The sequence below is a fragment of the Nocardia sp. NPDC056064 genome, from assembly GCF_042266925.1.
Classification (GTDB): Bacteria; Actinomycetota; Actinomycetes; order Mycobacteriales; family Mycobacteriaceae; genus Nocardia.
Genome location: NZ_JBHJWO010000001.1, coordinates 1,096,924 through 1,117,518 on the forward strand (window position 1 = coordinate 1,096,924; position 20,595 = coordinate 1,117,518).

A 20,595-nucleotide genomic window follows, 5' to 3' on the forward strand; every position below is an offset into this window, starting at 1 on the left:
AGTCAGAATGTCCGGGTCAGCACCTGCGGATGCCAGCGGCACACGCCGAGGGCGAAGCGGATGTCGAAGGTGTCGGTGTCGACGGCGATGCCGTACCGCCCGGTGACCTGCTGGATGCGGTACTGGACGGTATTGCGGTGGACGTCGAGCACCCGCGCGGTGCGCGAGTAACTCCTGGACTCGGCGAGGAACACATCGAGCGTGTGGCGCAGCAGGGCCATCTTCGTGGTGTCGCGGGCCAGCGGGCCCAGGATGCGCTCGACGACGCCGGTGAGCTCGCCGGTGTCGTCGACGAGCAGGGCGAAGGGCGCGACGGCGTCGAAGTCCACGACCGGCGGGGCACCCGGCCCGGCGGACACGGCCAGCGCCTTGGCCCTGGCCGCTCCGCGCGCCGAGTAGCGGAAGCCGGGAACGCCGTCGCCGGGTGGTCCGAGGGCCACCCGCACCGGCAACTCGGCCTCGGCGATCGTCGCGGCGATCGCGGAGATGTCGACCGGTCCGCCGACCGGCAGCCACAGACGCAGATCGCGCGCGCCGGTCGCCGAGGCGAGTTCGGTGCCGCCCGCACCCAGCCGGGTCGAGAGCATCTCGCGCGCCTGCTCGAGCGCCCGCACGGCGTCGGGCCCCGGCGTGGCGGGAGCCGCCCAGAGCTCGGCGGCCAGGTGCCGCTGGTCCAGGCGGTAGCCCAGCGCGGTCTCGGCCGTGGTGGCGTCGATCTCGCCGTCGCCGTCGAGCAGCCGGGCGATCCACTGCTGACGGGCGGCCTGGCGGCTGCTGAGCCAGCGATCGCGTTCGGTCTCGTAGATCCGGCCCATCGAGGAGTTGAGCCGGTCCAGATAGGTGCCCGCGAAGGCGAGCAGCTCGGCGACCCGGGTGGCCTGTTCGCGGCCGGGCACGGCGAGGATCACCCCGATGGCGGCGTCGAGCAGCCGGTACTGACCGATCCCGTAGGCGCGCAGCAGGGCGGTCAGTGGCACTCCGCGGCGGGCCAGTCGCTGGGCGTAGGCGGCCGCGGCGGCAGGCGGGGCGACGGTGGCGGGGTCGATGTTGTTGGCCAGGACGTACTGGACCAGGCTCACGTTCTCCGCGATGCTGGCCGCACGCATCTCGGCCAGGTCGAAGGCCAGGTCACGGACCGAGATCAACTCCTCGGTGGCCCGGATCAGGTCCTCGGTGAGGCCGGCGGTCAGCGGGCCGAGCGCCTGGCCGACCCACACCAGCGATCCGTACGACGCCATCGCGCCCGCTCCCGTCCGTTGAACAAAAACCGTCCCCGTTATCGTGCCATCCGCACAAATTTCCGGCCTGGTTGGCACTCGGTGCCGCATAACAGACCGGTCGTGTGGTCGTGACACCCTGACCTGTGGTGTCATGGTCGCCGAATCCGGCCCGGGTTCGCCGATGGCGGCGCTGCCGCGGGCCCGCTGTGCAGAAGGATGTAGTACCCCGGATGAGTGAAGTTCGCCGTGCGCCGCGAGGTCGTGGAAACCGCAAGACGAGCGCACCGCTCTTCGCGCAGCTGCTGACCGCGGCGGTCGACACCGCCGGGGACTCGGTGGCCCTGTGCTACTCCCCCGCCCACGGCGAACGGCGCACCCTCACCTACACCGAGCTCGACGAGTACTCCTCGCGGCTGGCCAGGGAGCTGATCGCGCGCGGGCTCGGTCCCGGTGACGTCGTGGCGCTGGGGTTCACGCGCTCGATCGAATCGGTGGCCGCGATCTGGGCCGTCGCCAAGACCGGTGCGGCCTATGTGCCCGTCGATCCGGGCCTGCCCGCGGAGCGGATCGCCTACCTGCTGGCCGACTCCGGGGCGCGAGTCGGGCTCACCCGCGCGGCGCACCGGACGATGCTCGGCGATGCGGTGACGTGGCTGACGATCGATACCGCGCCCGATCGCGACCTCGTCGCGGCCCGGCCCGCGCACCCGGTGTCGTATCTGGATCGGGTGCGGGTGCTCACCGATCAGCATCCGGCCTATGTCATCTACACCTCCGGGTCGACCGGCAGGCCCAAGGGCGTGGTGGTCACCCACACCGGTCTGGGCGCGCTGGTCACCGCCGCGCGGGAACGCTACGACGTGGGCCCGGGCGATCGGGTGCTGCACGTGTGCTCGCCGAACTTCGACGTCTCGGTGCTCGAACTGCTGGTGGCCTTCCAGGCCGGTGCGACGCTGGTGGTCTCCCCGCCGTCGGTGTTCGGCGGGCCCGAGCTCGCGGCGCTGATACAGCGCGAGCGGGTCACCCACATGCTCATCACGCCCGCGGCGCTCGAGTCGGTGGACCCGCGGGGGCTGGACACGCTGCGGACCGTCGTCGTCGCCGGTGACGCGTTCGGGCCGACGCTGGTCGAGCGGTGGGCGGTCGGCGAGCGCGCCTTCTGCAACGGGTACGGCCCGACCGAGGCGACCGTGCTGGCCACCGGCAGCGCGCCGCTGCGGCCGGGCGAACCGGTCACCATCGGCGCCGCCTTCCCCGGCATCGGCGCGATGGTGCTGGACGCGCGGTTGCGGCCGGTGCCGCCGGGGGTCGTCGGCGAGTTGTATCTGTCGGGTCCCGCGCTGGCGCAGAGCTACCTGGGCAGGCCGGGGCTGACGGCCGAGCGGTTCGTCGCCGCGCCGTTGGCCCCCGGGGCGCGCATGTACCGGACCGGTGATCTGGTGCGCCGCACCGGCGACGGCGAGCTGGAGTACCTGGGCCGCTCGGATTTCCAGGTGAAGATCCGCGGGTTCCGGGTCGAGCTCGGCGAGATCGACGCCGCCCTGACCGCCCACCCGGATCTCGACTACGCCGTCACCCTGGGGGTGACCGCCGATTCCGGCGCGACGGTGCTGGTGTCGTATGTGCTGGCCCGCGACGGTGTCCCGGTCGATACCGCGGCGGTGATCCGTTTCGCCGGCGCGGCGCTGCCCGGGCACATGGTGCCCACGCTGGTCGTGGTGCTCGACGAGCTCCCGTTGACGCCCAACGGCAAACTCGACCGCGCCGCGCTGCCCGCACCGGTGTTCGGCACCGCCGGATCGCGCGCCCCGCACGGGCCGGTGGAGACGCGCATCGCCGAGCTGTTCACGCAGATCCTGGGTGTGCGCGAGATCGGCGCCGAGGACTCGTTCTTCACCGCGGGCGGCGACAGCATCCTGTCCATCCAGCTGGTGACCCGCGCGCGAGCCGCCGGGATCGCCTTCACCCCGCAGCAGGTCTTCGAGCATCGCACCGTCGCCGGGCTGGCGCGGGTGGCCGAGCTCGGCACCGAATCGGCACCGACGCTCACGGAGCTGCCCGGCGGTGGCGTCGGCGAGATCCCGCTGACCCCGGTACTGGCCGGTGCCCTCGCCCACGATCGGCTCCCGGGCCGGTTCAGCCAGCAGATGGTGCTCGCCCTGCCCGCCGGCATCGATTGCGCCGGACTGGAAGCCGTCCTCACCGCGCTGATCGATCACCACGATCTGCTGCGCGCGCGCCTGCGCCGGGTCGACGGGCGGTGGCGGCTGCACGTCCCCGCGCCGGGCACCGTGGCGGTCGGCGAGCTGCTCGTCCACCACGAGGTCCCCGCGGGAACGGACGCGGCCGGGCTGGCGATGTTCGCCGGTGAGGCCATGGATTCGGCGCTCGCGCAGCTGGATCCGCGCTCGTCGCGGATGATCGCCTTCGGGTGGCTCTCGCGGCCCGACGGGCCGGGCGCGCTGGTCGTGGCGGCGCATCACGCGGTGATCGACGGCGTGTCCTGGCGCATCCTGCTGCCGGATCTGGTGGCGGCGTGGGCGCAGTACCGCGCGGGCGGGCCGATCGTGCTGCCGCCGGTGGGTACCTCGTTCCGCCGGTGGGCCCACGGGCTGGCCGACGCGGCGGCGGGGCGCCGGCCCGAACTCGACCACTGGCGCCGCACTCTGGCGGTCCCGGACCCGCTGCTGGGTGCCCGGCCGCTCGACCCCGCCGTCGACACGGCCGCGTCGGTGCGGACCTTCCACGTCGAGGTACCCGCCGACATCACCCACGCCCTGCTGACCGACCTGCCCGCCCGCTACCGGGCCGGTGCCGAGGACGGTCTGCTCGCCGCGCTGGCCCTGGCCACCCGCACCTGGCGGGCCCGCCGCGGCATCGACGCCGCCGCCACCCGGGTGCGGCTGGAAGGCCACGGGCGCGAGGAATCCGCGGTTCCCGGTGCCGATCTCACGCGCACGATCGGCTGGTTCACCAGCATGTACCCGGTCGCGCTCGACCTGGCCGGGATCGACACCGACGCCGCCTGGCACGGCGCGGCGGCCACGGCGGCGGTGGTCAAGGCGGTCAAGGAACAACTGCTGGCGGTGCCGCACAAGGGCATCGGCTTCGGCATGCTCCGGCACCTCGACACCGGCCGCGCCGGGGAGCTCGACGGCGCGCTGGGCCAGATCGGCTTCAACTATCTCGGCCGGATCTCCGCCGGTGACGTACCGGACGCGCACACCGATCACAGCTGGCTGCCGACGACCGGCTGGGGCGAACCGCCCGCCGACCAGGACCCCGCGCTGCCCGCCGCCGCCGTGATCGACATCAACGCCCTGGCCACCGGCACCGCGACCGACCTGCGGCTGCGCGCCTCGTTCTCCTACGCGAGCGGAATCCTCGACGAGGCGGCGGTGCGGGAGCTGGCGGAGTGCTGGACGGCCGCGCTGACGGTTCTCGCCGATCACCTCCACCATCCCGCGGCGGGCGGGCTGACCCCCGCCGACGTGCCGCTCGTGTCTGTCGGCCAGGCCGAACTCGACGCCTGGCACGCCGACCGGCCCGGCCTGGTCGACGTCGTGCCGCCTGCCCCGTTGCAGCTCGGTCTGCTGTTCCTGGCCCAGATGTCCACGGCGGACCCGTATCTCGTCCAGCTGGCCGTGGAACTGGCCGGTGCGGTGGACACCGAACGGCTCCGCCGCGCCGCGCAGACGGTCCTCGACCGGCATGCGATCCTGCGCACCGCCTTCGGCACCAGCGCGGCGGGCACCCCGGTCGGTTTCGTGATCGACGGGGTGAGCGTGCCGTGGCGGGTCACCGAGACCACCGCGGCCGAGCCCGTCGACCTGCTGGCCGCCGAGGCGCGGATCGGCTTCGATCTGTCGACCGCGCCCCTGCTGCGCTTCACCGTCTACCGCACGCCCGCCGGTGCCACGCATCTGCTGCTGACCGCGCACCACCTGCTCCTCGACGGCTGGTCGATGCCGTTGCTCATGCGCGAACTGCTCGTCTGCTACGCCGCCGACGGCACCCCGGCCCTGCTCCAGCCGGTCCGGCCGTACCGCGACTACCTCGTCTGGCTCGCGCGCCAGGACCGCGAGGCCGCCCTGCGGGCCTGGGCGGATGCGCTGGCCGGGCACATCCCGACGCTGCTGGCCCCCGTCCTCGCCGCGCCCGCGGATCGGTCGGCCGGGTACGGCACCAGCACGGTCGAACTGTCGGCCGCCGAGGCCGAGGTGCTCGCCGCGTGCGCTGCCGCCCACGAGGTCACGGTCAACACGCTGTTCCAGACGGCGTGGGGTCTGGTGCTGGCGAGTGCGGTAGGCCGCGCGGACGTGGTGTTCGGCGCGGTCGTCTCGGGCCGTCCGCCCCAGCTCGACGGTGTCGACGCCATGGTCGGCCTGTTCGCCGACACCGTTCCGGTGCGGGTCACCGCGCACCCGGCCCTGTCGCTGCGGGCGCTGCTGACCCGGGTGCAGGCCGCGCAGGTCGCCGTCCTCGACGGACATCACCTGGGGCTCAACGACATCCAGCGCGCCGCCGGTGCGGGCGAACTGTTCGACACGCTGCTGGCCTACGAGTCCTACCCCGTCGACACCGAGGGCCTGCGGGCCGCGCACGGCGCGCTCGACGGTCTCGAGATCGCCGGTGTCACCGCGGCCAATGCCACCCACTATCCGGTAGCCGTCGGCGTCGAAGTGGGCGACGGTATCCGTATCGGTCTCCAATACCGCCGCGACACCGTCGATTCCGCGATCGCCGACGCGCTGACGCAGCGACTGCGCACCGTCCTCGACGCCCTCACCCGGACCCCCGAGCACACCACCGCCGCGCTGCTCGACACCCTGTCGCGCGGTGACGATCCTCTGGCCCGAATCACCCACTGGCGCAAGGTCCTCACCGAGCTGCCCACCGACCTCGATCTGCCCACCGATCGCCCGCGTCCACGTACCCCGGTGACCACGGACGAGCACGTCGCCGTCGACATCCCCGTCGATCTCCAGCACCACATCCGGCGGCTCGCCGAGGACACCGGCACCACCGTGCCCACGGTCGCCCACGTCGCCTTCGCCGCGCTGCTGGCGCGCCTCTCGGGTTCCGGGGACATCGCGATCGCCACACCGTCCCCCGAGACCGGGCAGCCCATGGTCCTGCGACTCGGTGTCCCCGGTGCGCGCCGCGTCGAGGACCTGCTCGGCGATGCCGCCGATGTCACCCACCAGGCCCGCACCCACCAGCATCTCTCCGCCATGGAATCGGCGGCCCTGCGTGGCCCGGATTCGCCGACGCCGGTCATCCACGCACTGCTGCTGACCGATCCTCCCTGCGCCGCAAGCGCAGCCCCACACGCCAGCAGCCGCCTCGTTCCGGCGGATACGACCACCGCGGACACGACCACCGCGGGCAGGCCCACCGCGGCACCGACCAGTTCCCTCCAGGCCGAGCGCCCGGAACCTTCCCTCCTAGCCGAGCGCCCGGCACCTTCCCTCCAGGCCGAGCCCCCGGCACCGCTGGTCGACGCGGCACACTGCGCACTGGCCCTGACCGTACGGACGACCTCGACCGGCGACATGACCGCCGACCTCTCCTACGCCGCTGCCCTGTTCGACAGTTCCACGGCGACGACATTCGCCCAACGCCTCCTACGCCTTCTCGCGGCGATGACCGACCACCCGCGAGCAGCGGTCGGCGACCTCCAGATCCTCGACGCGCCCGAAGCGGCGGCACTCACCGCCCGCACCCCGGACTCCGGCACCACCCCGGCACTACTCCCCGACCTGCTGACCCAGGGTGTGTCCCTCGGCGCGGACCGGATCGCCATCCGTCACCAGGGCACCTCGATCACCTACGGCGAACTCGACACGCGCAGTACACGATTGGCCCGCGAACTCATCGCGCACGGGGTCGGTCCCGAAGTTCCGGTCGCGGTCGCCCTGCCCCGCTCCGCCGACCTGGTGACCGCCGCGCTGGCGATCGCCAAGGCCGGTGGGGTCTACGTACCGGTCGACCCGAACTATCCGGCCCAGCGGCTCCAGCACCTGATCACCGATTCCGGTGCGGCCCTCGGCATCACCACCACCACGTACCGTCCGGCGGGCGAGATCACCTGGCTGGCCCTCGACGATCCCGCCGTCACGCGGGCCTGTGCCGCCCACCCGGCCACCCCGGTCACCGATGCCGACCGGCGCGCACCGCTGCGCGCACAGCACCCGGCCTACGTCATCTACACCTCCGGGTCCACCGGTCTGCCCAAGGGCGTCACCGTCACCCACACGGGGCTGAGCAGCCTGCTCGCCGAGGCGATCCGGCGCTACGATCTCACCGCCGAGCACCGTTTCCTGCACATCTGCTCGCCCAGCTTCGACCCGTCGGTCCTGGAATGGCTGTGCGCCTTCGGCACCGGTGCGACGCTGGTGATCGTGCCCGCCGAGATCGCCGGTGGCGTCGAACTCACCGAGATCATGGCCGCCGAGGCCGTCACCCACGCGATCATCACCCCCGCCGTTCTCGGCACCCTCGACCCGGCGGGCCCGGCTGCCCTGGCCGTGGTCTCGGTCGGCGGTGACGTGACCACTCCCGAACTGCTCGCGGCCTGGCAGCCGGGCCGCCGCTATCTCAACGGCTACGGGCCGACCGAGACGACCATCATCTCCGCCTACGCCGAACTCACCGCCGGACAGCCCATCACGATCGGCACACCGGTGCGCGACACCCACGCACTGATCCTCGACGCACGGCTGCACCCGGTGCCGCCCGGGGTCACCGGCGAGCTGTACCTGGCCGGTCCCGGACTGGCCCGCGGCTACCACGGGCAGCCGGGCACGACCGCGGCGCGTTTCGTCGCCGATCCCTTCGGCCCGCCCGGCACCCGGCTGTACCGCACCGGCGATCTGGTGCGGTCGCGCCGCGACGGCGAACTCGACTATCTCGGCCGCGCCGACACCCAGCTCAAGGTCCGCGGGTTCCGCATCGAACCGGGCGAGGTCGACGCCGTGCTCACCGCGCATCCCGAAGTCGCCACGGCGGTGACCGTCGGCCGTTCGACCGCGACCGGTGCCACCACCCTGGTGACCTATGTCGTCGCGGCCCCGGATCGTTCACCCGACCCGGCCGAGCTCGCCGACTACGCGGCCCGGCACCTGCCCGCGCACCTGGTGCCCTCGGCGATCGTCGCGCTCGACGCGCTGCCACTGACCACCAACGGCAAACTCGACCGGGCCGCGCTCCCGGAGCCCGCCGTCGCGACCGCGCCCAGCCGTGCGCCGCGCGGCGAGCGGGAGACGCTACTGGCGGCCCTGTTCGCCCAGGTCCTCGGCGTGGACACGGTCGGGGTGGACGATTCGTTCTTCGCGCTCGGCGGCGACAGCATCCTGTCGATCCAGCTGGTCTCGCTCGCCCGCGCGGCGGGCCTGGTCTTCAGCACGCGCGCGGTGTTCGAGCACCGCACCGTCGCGGCACTGGCCGCGATCGCCACCGTCGACGGCCCGGCGGTCACCGCGCTCGCCGAACTGCCCGGCGGCGGCGTCGGCGACCTCACGCTGACACCGATCCTGGCCGAGTTCCTCGACAGCGGAACCAGCGACCGGTTCGCCCAGACGATGACCCTCGCCCTGCCCCTCGGGATCGACCGGCCCGGCCTGCTCGCCACGCTCGACGCCGTCCTGCGCCACCACGACATGTTGCGTTCCCGCCTGCGTCACGACGGCCGGGACTGGCGTTTCGAGACACTCGGCCCGGACACCGTCACCGCGGACAGCCTGGTCACCGAACTCGACGCGGGCGCCGCCACCGGCGCGGAGCTGGCCCGCCTCGGCACCGCCGCGCTCGATGCGGCACTGGCCGCGCTCGACCCGGCGGCGGGCCGGATGTTCGCCTGCACGTGGGTCCGCCGCGACGCGGCCCGCGACGTGCTCGCCGTCGCCGCGCACCACTACGCCATCGACGGAGTGTCCTGGCGCATCCTGCTGCCCGACCTCGTCCTGGCCTGGGCCCAGCACAGCGCCGGACAGCCGATCGCGCTCGCGCCGGTGGGCACCTCGTTCCGCCGGTGGGCGCACGGGCTGGCTGGCGTCGACCGGCGCGCCGAACTCGGCTACTGGCGCGAGGTGCTCGCCGCACCCGACCCGCTGCTGGGCGACCGCGCCCTCGACCCGGCACTGGACACCGAATCGAGCCTGGGTTCGGTCACGGTGCGGGTCCCGGTCGAGGTGACCGAAGCGGTACTCACCACGTTGCCGGCGCAGTACCGCGCCGGTGCCGACCACGCCCTGCTCGCCGCCCTGGCCCTGTCCGTGCGCGAGTGGCGGTCGCGCCGCGGTGTCGACGCCGACACCGTGCGCCTGCGGGTCGAGGGCCACGGCCGCGAGGAAGACCTGCTGCCCGGCGCCGATCTGACCCGCACCGTCGGCTGGTTCACCAGCGTCCACCCGCAACTGCTCGACCTGACCGCGCTCACCACGAACACCGGCGACGCCCTCGCGACCACGCTGCGCGCCGTCAAGGAGCAACTGCGCGCGGTGCCCGGCAACGGCATCGGCTTCGGCCTGCTGCGCCGTCTCGACCCGGCGGCCACCGACCTGCGCGCCGGTGACCTCGGCCAGATCGGCTTCAACTACCTCGGCCGCGCGAGCACCGCCGCCCACCCCACCGGCGACGAATCCTGGCTGCCGACCGCCGATCTCGGCGATCTCACGGTCACCTACGACCCCACCCTGCCCGCGCACGCCGTCGTCGACATCACCGCGATCACCGTCGGCACCGACGCCGGACCGCGCCTGCAAGCCGAATTCCGTTATGCCACCGGCATTCTCGACGCCGCATCGGTGCGCGAGCTGGCCGACACGTGGACCCGCACGCTCGCCGCCCTCGCCGAGCACACCCGGCATCCGGCGGCCGGTGGTCTCACCCCGTCGGACGCCCCGCTGGTGCGGGTCGCGCAGACCGACCTCGACGGCTGGCGCACCCGCACACCGGATCTGGTGGAGGTCCTACCGCTCTCGCCGTTGCAGCAGTCGCTGCTGGCGCTGGGGGAACTGCTCGACGAGTCGGTGCACGCCTATGTCATCCAGCTGGTCGCCGATCTCACCGGCCCGCTCGACCTCGCCCGGTTGCGCCGCGCCGCCGACACCGTCCTGGCGCGGCACGCGAATCTGCGGTCGGCCTTCGTCACCGCGGCCGACGCGACACCGGTGCAACTGGTGGCAGGGCAGGTGCCCGCGCCGCTGCGCGTCGTCGACGGCATCGCCGCGGCCGAGCTGCCCGCGCTGCTCGCCGACGACCAACGGGCCGGGTTCGATCCGGAATGCGCGCCGCTGCTGCGGTTCACGGTGTACAGCACCGGTTCCGGCAGGCACCACCTGGTGCTGACCGGGCATCACATCCTGCTCGACGGCTGGTCGATGCCCCTGCTGATGAAGGAACTGCTGGTCCTCTACGCGACCGACGGCGACCCGGCGGCGCTGCCCGCCGTGCGGCCCTATCGCGACTACCTGGCCTGGCTCACCCGCCAGGACCGGGCGCTGGCCGAGCGGGCCTGGGCCGAGGTCCTCGCCGGGGTGCGCCCGACCGTACTCGCGCCCGCGCTCCCCCGGCCGCGGGCCACCGACAGCGGTTTCGGCCTGTGCGAGTTCGCTCTCGACACCGAACACACCGCCGCGCTCACCGCCCTCGCCACCACCACCGAGGTCACCGCGAACACCGTGTTCCAGACCGCGTGGGGGCTGGTCGTGGCCGCGACCGGCGGCGACACCGACATCGTCTTCGGCGCGACCGTGTCGGGCCGCCCGCCCCACCTCGACGGGGTCGGCGAGATGATCGGCCTGTTCGTGGACGCGGTCCCGGTGCGGGTCCGCGTCGAGGGCACCGCGGGCGAACTGCTGCGCGCGGTCCAGGCCGAACAGGCCGCGCTGCTGGATCACCACCATCTCGGGCTCGGCGCGATCCAGCGGGTGGCCGGGCTCGGTGAGCTCTTCGACACCATGCTCGCCTTCGAGTCCTTCCCCGTGGATGTCGAGGGACTCCAGCGGGCCGGGGGCGCACTCGGTGAGCTGCGCATCGACGACCTGCGCGGCGCCGACCACACCCACTACCCGATCACCGTGCTGGTGTTCCTCGGCGCGCGGACCCGGGTGCAGCTCAAGTACCGCCGCGATCTCGTCACCGAGGCCGCCGCCCAGGCGGTGACCGACCGTCTGCGCACCGCGCTGGACGCACTGGTCACCACCCCGGACCACGTCGCGTCCCGGATCGTCGAACGGCTCGCGTCGGACCCGGCCGATCCGCTGACCCGCGCCCGGTTCTGGCAGCAGACCCTGGCCGACCCGCCCGCCCGTCTCGCGCTGGCTCCGGCGGTCGCCGCGGCTGCACCGCCCGTTGGCACGGATCGCGTCCGGACCCGGGTCACCCTCCCGCCTGCCGTGCGCCGGGATCTGAGCCTGCTCACCGAGTCCACCGGCGTCACCCGCTCGGCGCTGACCCGCTCGGCGCTGGCGGTCGTGCTGGCCCGCCTGACCGGCTCCGACGACATCCTCGTCACCACCTCCACCCCGCACCCGGTGGTCGTCCGCACGGCGATCGACCTCGCCGAGCCCTTCACCGACCTGCTGGCCCGGGCTCACCGCGCCGAGTCCGCCGCGCTCGCGCACGCGGGCCTGCCGCTCGGCGACCTGACCGCGCCGGCCGGTCCCGGCGCCGTCACGAACCAGGTGAGCCTGGACATCGAGGAGCCCGCCGTGGCGGGCGAGCTCGCCCTGGTGGCACCCGAGGCGAGCCCGTCTCTCGAACTGTCCTGCTCCGCAGAGCTTTTCGACGACACCGCCGCCGCCGCGTTCGGCAGGCGCCTGCTCACCGTGCTCACCGCGCTCGCGCGCGACCCGCACACGCCCGTCGGCGATCTGCCGCTGACCACGCGTGCCGAACACACGACCCTGCTCGCCCTCGGCGATGTCGCGGCTCCCCGCCCCACCGGTACCCTGCCCGAACTCCTCGTGCGCGGCACCGGCTACGGCCAGCACCGGATCGCGGTGCGCGACAACGGCCGCACCCACACCTACGGCACCCTCGACGCGGACTCCGCCCGGCTCGCCCGGGTCCTCGTCGCCGAGGGTGTCGGACCGGAAACCGTGGTCGCCGTGGCGATCCCGCGCTCCTACGATTCGCTGCTGGCGTTCTGGGCGGTGGCCAAGGCGGGCGGGGTGTACGTCCCGGTCGATCCGAACTATCCCGCCGACCGGGTCCGGCACATGCTCGACGACTCCGGCGCCACCCTGGTCCTCACCGTGGGCGCCAGGGCGAGCGCCCTACCGGCGACGGCACGCACCCTCGTGCTCGACGACCCGGCCGTGCGGGCGCGCGTCGCGGCCGAGTCGGCGACCCGCGTGCGCGACCGGGACCGGCGGGCACCGCTGCGCCTCGGCCATGCCGCCTATGTCATCTACACCTCCGGCTCCACCGGAAAACCCAAGGGCGTCACCGTCACCCACGCCGGGCTCGGCGCCCTGGTCGCGCACTCCGCCGCCCTGATGGACCTGCGCCACGACCACCGGATGCTGCACGTCTGCTCGCCGAGCTTCGACCAGTCGATCGAGGAGATCACCACCGCCTTCCATCGCGGCGCCACCCTGGTCGTCGCCCCGGCCGACACCGTCGGCGGCGACGAACTCGCCGACCTGCTGCGCGCGGAACTGGTGACCCACACGATCATCACCCCCGCCCTGCTGAGCACACTGAACCCCGCGAATCTCCCGGATCTCGTCTGTGTCTCCGCGGGCGGCGAGGCGACCACCGGCGAGCTGCTGGCCGCCTGGCAGCCCGGCCGCCGCTTCCTCAACGGCTACGGGCCCACCGAGGCGACGATCGGCGCGAGCTACGCACCACTGGACGCCGGCGCGCGCGTCACCATCGGCAGGCCGGTACCCGGGGTGCGCGCGATCGTGCTGGACGGGCGGCTGCGTCCGGTGCCGGTGGGTGTGACAGGTGAGCTGTATCTGGCCGGGTCCGCCCTGGCCCGCGGCTATCGGGGGCGCCCCGGTGCCACGGCCGAGCGTTTCGTCGCCGATCCCTGGGCGCCCGGCGAGCGGATGTACCGCACCGGTGACCTGGTCCGCTGGGTGCCCGGCAGCGGCGGCCACGACCTGGAATACCTGGGGCGCGGCGATTTCCAGATCAAGATCCGTGGTTTCCGGATCGAGCCCGGCGAGGTCGACGCGGTGCTGCTGCGGCATCCGCGCATCGGGTTCGCGCTGACCGTCGGCGCCACGAACCCGGCCGGGCAGACCGTGCTCGTCTCGTATGTGACCGGCCGGGAGCTCGACTCCGCCGCGGTGATCCGGTGGTCGGCGGCATTGCTGCCCTCCCATCTGGTCCCGGCGGCGGTGGTCGTGCTGGACCGGGTGCCGCTCTCGGCGGCGGGCAAGGTCGACCGGAGCGCGCTGCCCGCGCCGGTGTTCACCACCCGGCCCTACCGGGAGCCCGCGGCGGGCACCGAACGGCTCGTGGCCGACGTCTTCGCCGAGCTGCTCGGCGTCGACCGGGTCGGTGCCGACGACGACTTCTTCGAACGCGGCGGCAACTCCCTGCTGGCCACCCGGGTGACCGCGCGGCTCGGTGCCGCCGTGGGCCTGCGGGTCCCGGTGCGGGTGCTCTTCGGCGCGCCGACCGTGGCCGCCTGCGCCCGCGAGATCACCCGGTTGACCAGGCAGGACCGCCGCCCCGCACTGCGGGCCGAGGCGCGGCCCGACCGGCTGCCGCTCTCGCCCGCGCAGCAGCGCATGTGGTTCCTCAACCGCTTCGACACCGGCACCGCCGCCTACAACATCCCGGTGGTGCTACGGCTGTCCGGCGCGCTCGACACCGCGGCCATGCGGCTGGCCTTCGCCGATGTGGTGGCCCGGCACGAGATCCTGCGCACGGTGTATCCGGCCGTCGAGCACACGCCGACCCAGGTCGTGCTGCCCGTCGGCCATCCCGAGGTGCCCGGACTCACCGTCGACGACACCACCGCCGACGTGAACGGTGCTGTCGCCCAGCTGATCTCGACCACCTTCGATGTCACGGCCGAGGTGCCGCTGCGGGCCACCCTCTTCACCGCGGCACCCACCGAGTTCGTGCTCGCCCTGACGGTGCACCACATCGCCGCCGACGGGTTCTCCGGTGGACCGCTCACCCGCGACCTGGTGGCCGCCTACACCTCGCGGGTCCGCGGCAATCCGCCTACCTGGGCACCGTTGGCACTGCAGTACGCCGACTACGCCCTCTGGCAGCAGGCGCTGCTGGGCGCCGACTCCGATCCGGACTCGCTCGGCGCCACCCAGATCGCGTACTGGCGCGAGGCACTGGCCGGGCTGCCCGATCAGCTCGAACTCCCCCGCGACCGGCCCCGCCCGGCGGTGCAGTCGTACGCGGGCGGCCGCGAACCGTTCACCCTCGACACCGCCACCCACGCCGCCCTGGCCGAACTGTCGCGCGCGCACGGCGCGACCCTGTTCATGACCGTGCACACCGCGCTCGCGGTCGTGCTCGCCGGGCTGTCGGGCACCATCGACATCGCCCTGGGCACCCCGGTCGCGGGCCGCGGCGACGCGGTGCTCGACGATCTCATCGGCATGTTCGTCAATACCGTGGTCTTCCGCACCCGGGTCGACGGCACGGCGAGTTTCGCCGAACAGCTCGTCCGCCAGCGCGACGAGGACCTGCGGGCCTTCGCCCACGCCGACGTGCCGTTCGAGCGGCTCGTGGAGGTTCTGGACCCGGCCCGCTCCACCGCACGGCATCCGCTGTTCCAGGTGGGCCTGTCGTTCCAGAACCTCGCCGAGGTGCGCATGGAACTGCCCGGTGTCACCGTGGAATCGGTGGAACCGGACCGCGCGCTGTCGCAGTTCGACCTGCATCTGATCCTCGCCGACCGCTACACCGCCGACGGCGCACCGGCCGGGATCACCGGCTACTGCACCTACGCCACCGACCTGTTCGACCCGGCGACCGTGCGCGGGTTCCTGGACCGGCTCACCCGCTTCGTCACCGCGGTCCTCACCGATCCCGGCGCACCGCTGCACACCATCGACCTGCTCGCCCCGGCCGAACGGTCGACGATCCTGGACAGCTGGAATCGCACGGCGCGCCGGCGGGATACGGCGGCCACCCTGCCGTCGCTGCTGGCCGCCACGGTCGCGGCGGCTCCCGGCGCGAAGGCGCTGGTCACCGACTCGGCGACCTGGAGTTACGCCGAGCTGGACGCGCGAGTCAACCGGCTGGCCCGGTACCTGGTGGCCGCGGACGTAGGCCCGGAGACCCGGGTGGCTCTGGCCATGCGGCGCTCACCCGAGCTGGTGGTGGCCATGTACGCGGTCGCGGCCGCCGGCGCGGCCTATGTGCCGATCGACCCCGACCAGCCCGCCGTGCGCACCCGCTACATCCTCGACACCGCCGAGCCCGCGCTCGTCCTCACCGACGCCGCCACCGGATTCACGGCACCCACGGCGCGGATCGTGGTCGTCGACCGGCTCGATCTCTCGGCCTACCGCGACACCCCGCTCGACGACCACGACCGCAACGCCCCGCTGCGCCCGGGCAACACCGCCTATGTCATCTTCACCTCCGGATCGACCGGGCGCCCGAAGGGTGTGGCGGTGTCGCACGCCGCCATCGTCGATCAATTGCGCTGGAAGACCGCGGAATTCGGGCTCACCCGCCGTGACGCGGTCCTGCTGAAGACGGCGGCGACCTTCGACCTGTCGGTCTGGGAGTTCTGGTCGGCGGCGGTCTGCGGCGGGCGCCTGGTGCTGGCCGCGCCCGGCGGGCACCGCGACCCCGCCTATCTGGCCGACCTCACCGAACGCACCGGCGTCACCACCCTGCACGCGGTGCCCTCGATGCTCGACGCCCTGCTCACCGTGCGGATACCCGGCACCCTGCGCCGGATTCTCGCCATCGGTGAGGCCCTGCCCGCGGACCTGGCCCGTCGGGTCGCGGCGGCCGCGCCGCAGGTGGCGCTGTTCAATCTCTACGGGCCGACCGAGGCCGCGGTCTCGATCACCAGTCACCGGGTCACCGCCGCCGACACCGTGAGCGTGCCCATCGGCACGCCGGTCTGGAACAGCCGCGTCTACGTCCTGGACCGGTGGTTGCGCCCGGTTCCCGTCGGTGTCCCCGGCGAGCTGTATCTGGCCGGAAGCCAGCTGGCCACCGGCTATCTGGGCCGCCCCGACCTCACCGCCGAACGGTTCGTCGCCGACCCGTTCACCCCCGGCGGCCGTCTGTACCGCACCGGCGACCTGGCGGTCTGGACCGCCACGGGCGAGCTGGAATACCGGGGCCGCACCGACTTCCAGCTCAAGATCCGGGGCTTCCGGATCGAGACCGGCGAGATCGACGCGGTGCTGACCGGACGGCCCGAGATCGCCGCCGCGGTGACCGTCGGACGGGAGAACCGGTCGGGCGCGACCGCGCTGGTGTCGTATGTCGTTGCCGCACAGGGATATCGGGTCGCGGCGGACGAGGTCGTCGCGGCCGCGGGCCGTGCCCTGCCCGCGCACATGGTGCCCGCCACCGTCGTGGTGCTCGACAGCCTCCCGCTGACCCCGCACGGCAAACTCGACCGCGCCGCCCTGCCCGCCCCCGACCTCGCCGCCCGCGCCTATCGCGCGCCCGGCTCGGCCGTCGAGCGGACGGTGTGCGAGGTCTTCGCCGAGGTCCTGCGCGTGGACCGGGTCGGCCTGGACGACCACTTCTTCGAGCTCGGCGGCACCTCGCTCAGCGCCACCCGGCTCGCCGCCCAGCTCGGCACGGAGATGGCCGCCACCATCCCGGTCACCTGGATCTTCAGCGCGCCGACGCCCGCGGGTCTGCTCGCCGCCCTGCGCGCGGCGGGCGCCGACAGCGCGGGCACCGACGCGGCCTTCGACGTGCTGCTCCCGCTGCGCACGACCGGCAGCCGGGAACCGCTGTTCTGCGTGCATCCGATCAGCGGTGTCGCCTGGTCCTTCGGCGGCCTGGCCGCCCACCTCGACCCCGACCGCCCGCTCTACGGATTGCAGTCCCCGGCGCTGAGTTCGGCCGAGCCGCTGCCGGATTCGATCGAGGAGTGGGCGCGGCTCTACGTCAAGCACCTGCGCGCGGTACAGGCCGAGGGGCCGTATCACCTGCTGGGCTGGTCGCTGGGCGGGGTGCTCGCGCACGCCATGGCGGTGCAGTTGCAGGCCGAAGGCGAACAGGTCGCCCTGCTTGCCATGCTCGACAGCACGCTCACCTGCGCCGCACCCGCGCGCACCGGCGCCGCGAGCACCGCCGATCTGCTCGGCGGATTCGCCGGGGACATCGGTGATCTCGACGCGGCGGGCGATGTCAGCGAGCTGGCGCGGGCCCTGTCCGAGAGCACCACCCCGCTCGCGGGTCTCGGCCAGGAACGCGTCGAACGTGTCCTCACCGCCGCGCTCGACGCGATCCCCCTCGACGCCGCCTACCGCCCCCGCCCCTTCGAGGGAGACATCACCTTCTTCACCGCCACCGGCGACGATCCCACCGGCACCATCGCCGCCGGGTCCTGGCGCACCGCCGTCACCGGCACCGTGCACAACCACGCCGTCCCCACCACACACTGGCGGATGACGGACCCGGCCGCGCTGGCGCGGATCGCCGCGGTCCTGCGGGAGGGCTGATCAGCCCCAGGTGGCCTGGTCGGGGACGCTGGAATCGAAGACGACATAGAAGAAGTGGCCCGGCGTGAGCTCGTTCATGTCGTGCCAGCGGCCCCACGGGTCGCGCTGGTAGTAGTTCTCCATGCCGGTCCCGTCGTCGTAGCAGACGATGCCGCCGGTACCGAAGGGGCTCCAGTAGACGTCGGTACCGGGGCGCGGGGCCTCCAGTGGGGTGCGGAACAGGTGACCGCACGGCGTGATGACCGGGTCGTAGTAGCTGGGTTGGGCGGCGGCCAGGGGCGCCAGGCCGGTGACGGCGGCAGCGGAGATCGCGGCGGCGACGAGGCCGGCGCGGACGGGGGAACGCGACATTTCTGCTCCTCACTGGGCGGAAAACGGTTCGCTGGTGTGTCGGGACCGGGCCGGAGATCGTTACCCGGGCTCACCGTACCGCCGCGGCACCACGAGAGCCGGAAAGATCCGACCGTGGTCGGATCTGTGGCGCGCGCCACCGGGCTAGCGTGAGACGCGGCGGTTCCGGCGACGAGGGGGAAAAACGGTGGAGAGCAAGACGATCGCGCGGCAGTGCAGCCTGTGCGAGGCGCACTGCGGGATTCTGGTCACGGTCGAGGACACGCGGGTCACCCGTATCGAGGGCAACCCCGACGACGTCCTCTCGCGCGGCTACCTCTGTCCCAAGGCCACCGCGCTGGGCGCGCTGCACCACGACCCCGACCGGCTGCGCACCCCCGTGCGCCGGGTCGGTGACACCTTCGAACCGATCGGCTGGGACGAGGCGTTCCGCGAGATCGGGCAGCGGCTGCGGGCCGTGCGCGCGGCACACGGGCCCAGCGCCATCGGCATGTACATGGGCAACCCGGCCGCGCACAGTTCCTCGGTGCTGTACGGGGCGGCGCTGCGGGTCGCACTGCTGACCAGGAACTTCTTCTCGGCCTCCTCGATCGACCAGTTCCCGCAGGAGTTCGTGGCGTGGCGGATGTTCGGCGCCAATGTGCTCATGCCGGTGACCGATATCGACCGCACCCAGCGCCTGGTGGTGCTCGGCGCCAACCCGGCGGTGTCCAACGGGTCGATCACCACCATGCCGGGCGCCAAGCAGCGCATCAAGGATGTCCGCAAGCGCGGCGGCACGGTCGTCGTGATCGATCCGCGGCGCACCGAGACCGCCCGGCTGGCCGACGAGCACGTGGCCGTGCGGCCCGGCGGCGACCTGTACCTGCTGCTGGGGATGCTGCACGTCCTCGTCGCCGAGGGGCTGTGCGACGAGCGGGCCGTGCGGGCCCAGTGCGCGGGCTGGGACGACATCACCGCCCTGGTCGCCGACACGACACCGGAACGGATGGCCCCGCACGCGGGCGTCGACGCCGAGACCATCCGCCGCCTGGCCCGCGACCACGCCGCGGCCCCGTCGGCGGTGCTCTACGCCCGCCTCGGGGTGTGCCTGCAGGTCACCGGCACGCTCACGCACTGGCTGGTGAACACGATCAACGCCGTCACCGGCAATCTCGACCGCCCGGGCGGGCAGATGTTCGCCACCCCGCTCGTCGACGCCCTCCGGTTCGGCAAGTACCTGCCGATGGGGTACGGCGCCTGGACCGACCGGTCCGGCACCCACAAGTCCTTCCGCACCGAACTGCCCGCCACGGTCCTGGCCGACGAGATCCGCACCGAGGGCCCCGGACAGATCAAGGCGATGATCACCTACGCGGGCAACCCGGTGCTGTCGACACCGCAGGGCGGGCGGCTCGACGAGGCACTGGCCTCGCTGGAGTTCTACGTCGCCGTCGACATGTACGTCACCGAGACGACCCGGCACGCCGACATCATCCTGCCCCCGGTGTCCGCGCTCGAACGCGAGGAACTCGACGTGGTGTTCCCGGTGTTCAGCGTCCGCAACAACGCCCGCTTCGACGCCAGGGTCTTCGAGCCGCCCGCCGACGGCCTCGAGGACTGGCAGATCCTCGCGCGGCTGATCACCGAACTGGTGCCGCTGCCCGCCCGCCGGTTCACCGGCCGCGCGCTCACCGGCGTGCTCGACCAGCTCAGCCCGCTGCGGCTGACCGCGGCCGCGGTGGCGGCCGGTCCGTACGGCATCCTGCGGCGCGGACGCGCGGGCTTGACCATCGACCGCATCCGCCGCGCGCCCGGCGGCATCGATCTGGGCCCGTTGCAGCCGCGGCTGCGCACGCTGATCGGCACCCGCGACCGTTTGGTCCAGCTCGCGCCGGAGGACTTCCTCACCGCCGCCCGCCAGGCCATCGACACCGTCGACGCCCCCACCGACGGCTACGACCTGCAACTCATCGGCCGCCGCCACCTGCGCAGCAACAACTCCTGGCTGCACAACATCGAATCCATGGTGAAGGGCCGCGACCGCTGCACGGTCCTGATGCATCCCGACGACGCCGCCGCCCGCGGTCTCGTCGACGGCGCGCCCGCGACCGTCGAGTCGGCGGCGGGCGCGATCGTGGTGCCGGTGGAGATCAGCGCCGACATCCGGCCCGGCGTGGTGGCGATCCCGCACGGCTGGGGGCATCGCGAACCCGGCGTCGGCTGGAATGTCGCGGCCGCGCACGGCGGCGCGAATGTCAATCTGCTGCACGACCCGGCGCGCACCGACGTGCTCAGCGGCGCGGCCGCGGTCAACAGCACCCGGGTGCGCGTGCACCCGGTGACGCCCGAATCCGGCGCCGCGGCAACGGTGTCCACCGCCGCCGCGGGCTGAATCCGGGCGCCGG

4 protein-coding genes are annotated in these 20,595 nt (G+C 73.3%); 2 read left to right on the forward strand and 2 right to left on the reverse strand.

Translation table 11 applies throughout. The features are described from left to right. Nucleotides 1-2: 2 nt before the first annotated feature. A complete protein-coding gene (locus tag ACFC06_RS05105) occupies nucleotides 3-1,238 on the reverse strand; it encodes a PucR family transcriptional regulator (protein ID WP_375928027.1) in 1,236 nt (411 codons plus the stop codon). Between the two features lie 212 nt (nucleotides 1,239-1,450). On the opposite strand from ACFC06_RS05105, the gene ACFC06_RS05110 reads away from it, so the two are divergent. Beyond that, nucleotides 1,451-17,857: an amino acid adenylation domain-containing protein gene (locus ACFC06_RS05110; protein WP_375928029.1), complete on the forward strand. Its 16,407-nt coding sequence runs from the start codon at nucleotides 1,451-1,453 to the stop codon at nucleotides 17,855-17,857. Here ACFC06_RS05110 and ACFC06_RS05115 read toward each other — a convergent pair whose 3' ends face one another. Continuing rightward, nucleotides 17,858-18,208, reverse strand: coding sequence for a hypothetical protein (locus tag ACFC06_RS05115; protein WP_375928031.1), 351 nt, complete (start codon nucleotides 18,206-18,208; stop codon nucleotides 17,858-17,860). A 187-nt stretch (nucleotides 18,209-18,395) separates the two neighbouring features. Here ACFC06_RS05115 and ACFC06_RS05120 point away from each other — a divergent pair, with 187 nt between their 5' ends. Next, nucleotides 18,396-20,582, forward strand: a complete 2,187-nt coding sequence (locus ACFC06_RS05120) for a molybdopterin-dependent oxidoreductase (RefSeq protein ID WP_375928033.1) — start codon at nucleotides 18,396-18,398, stop codon at nucleotides 20,580-20,582. Nucleotides 20,583-20,595: the final 13 nt, after the last annotated feature.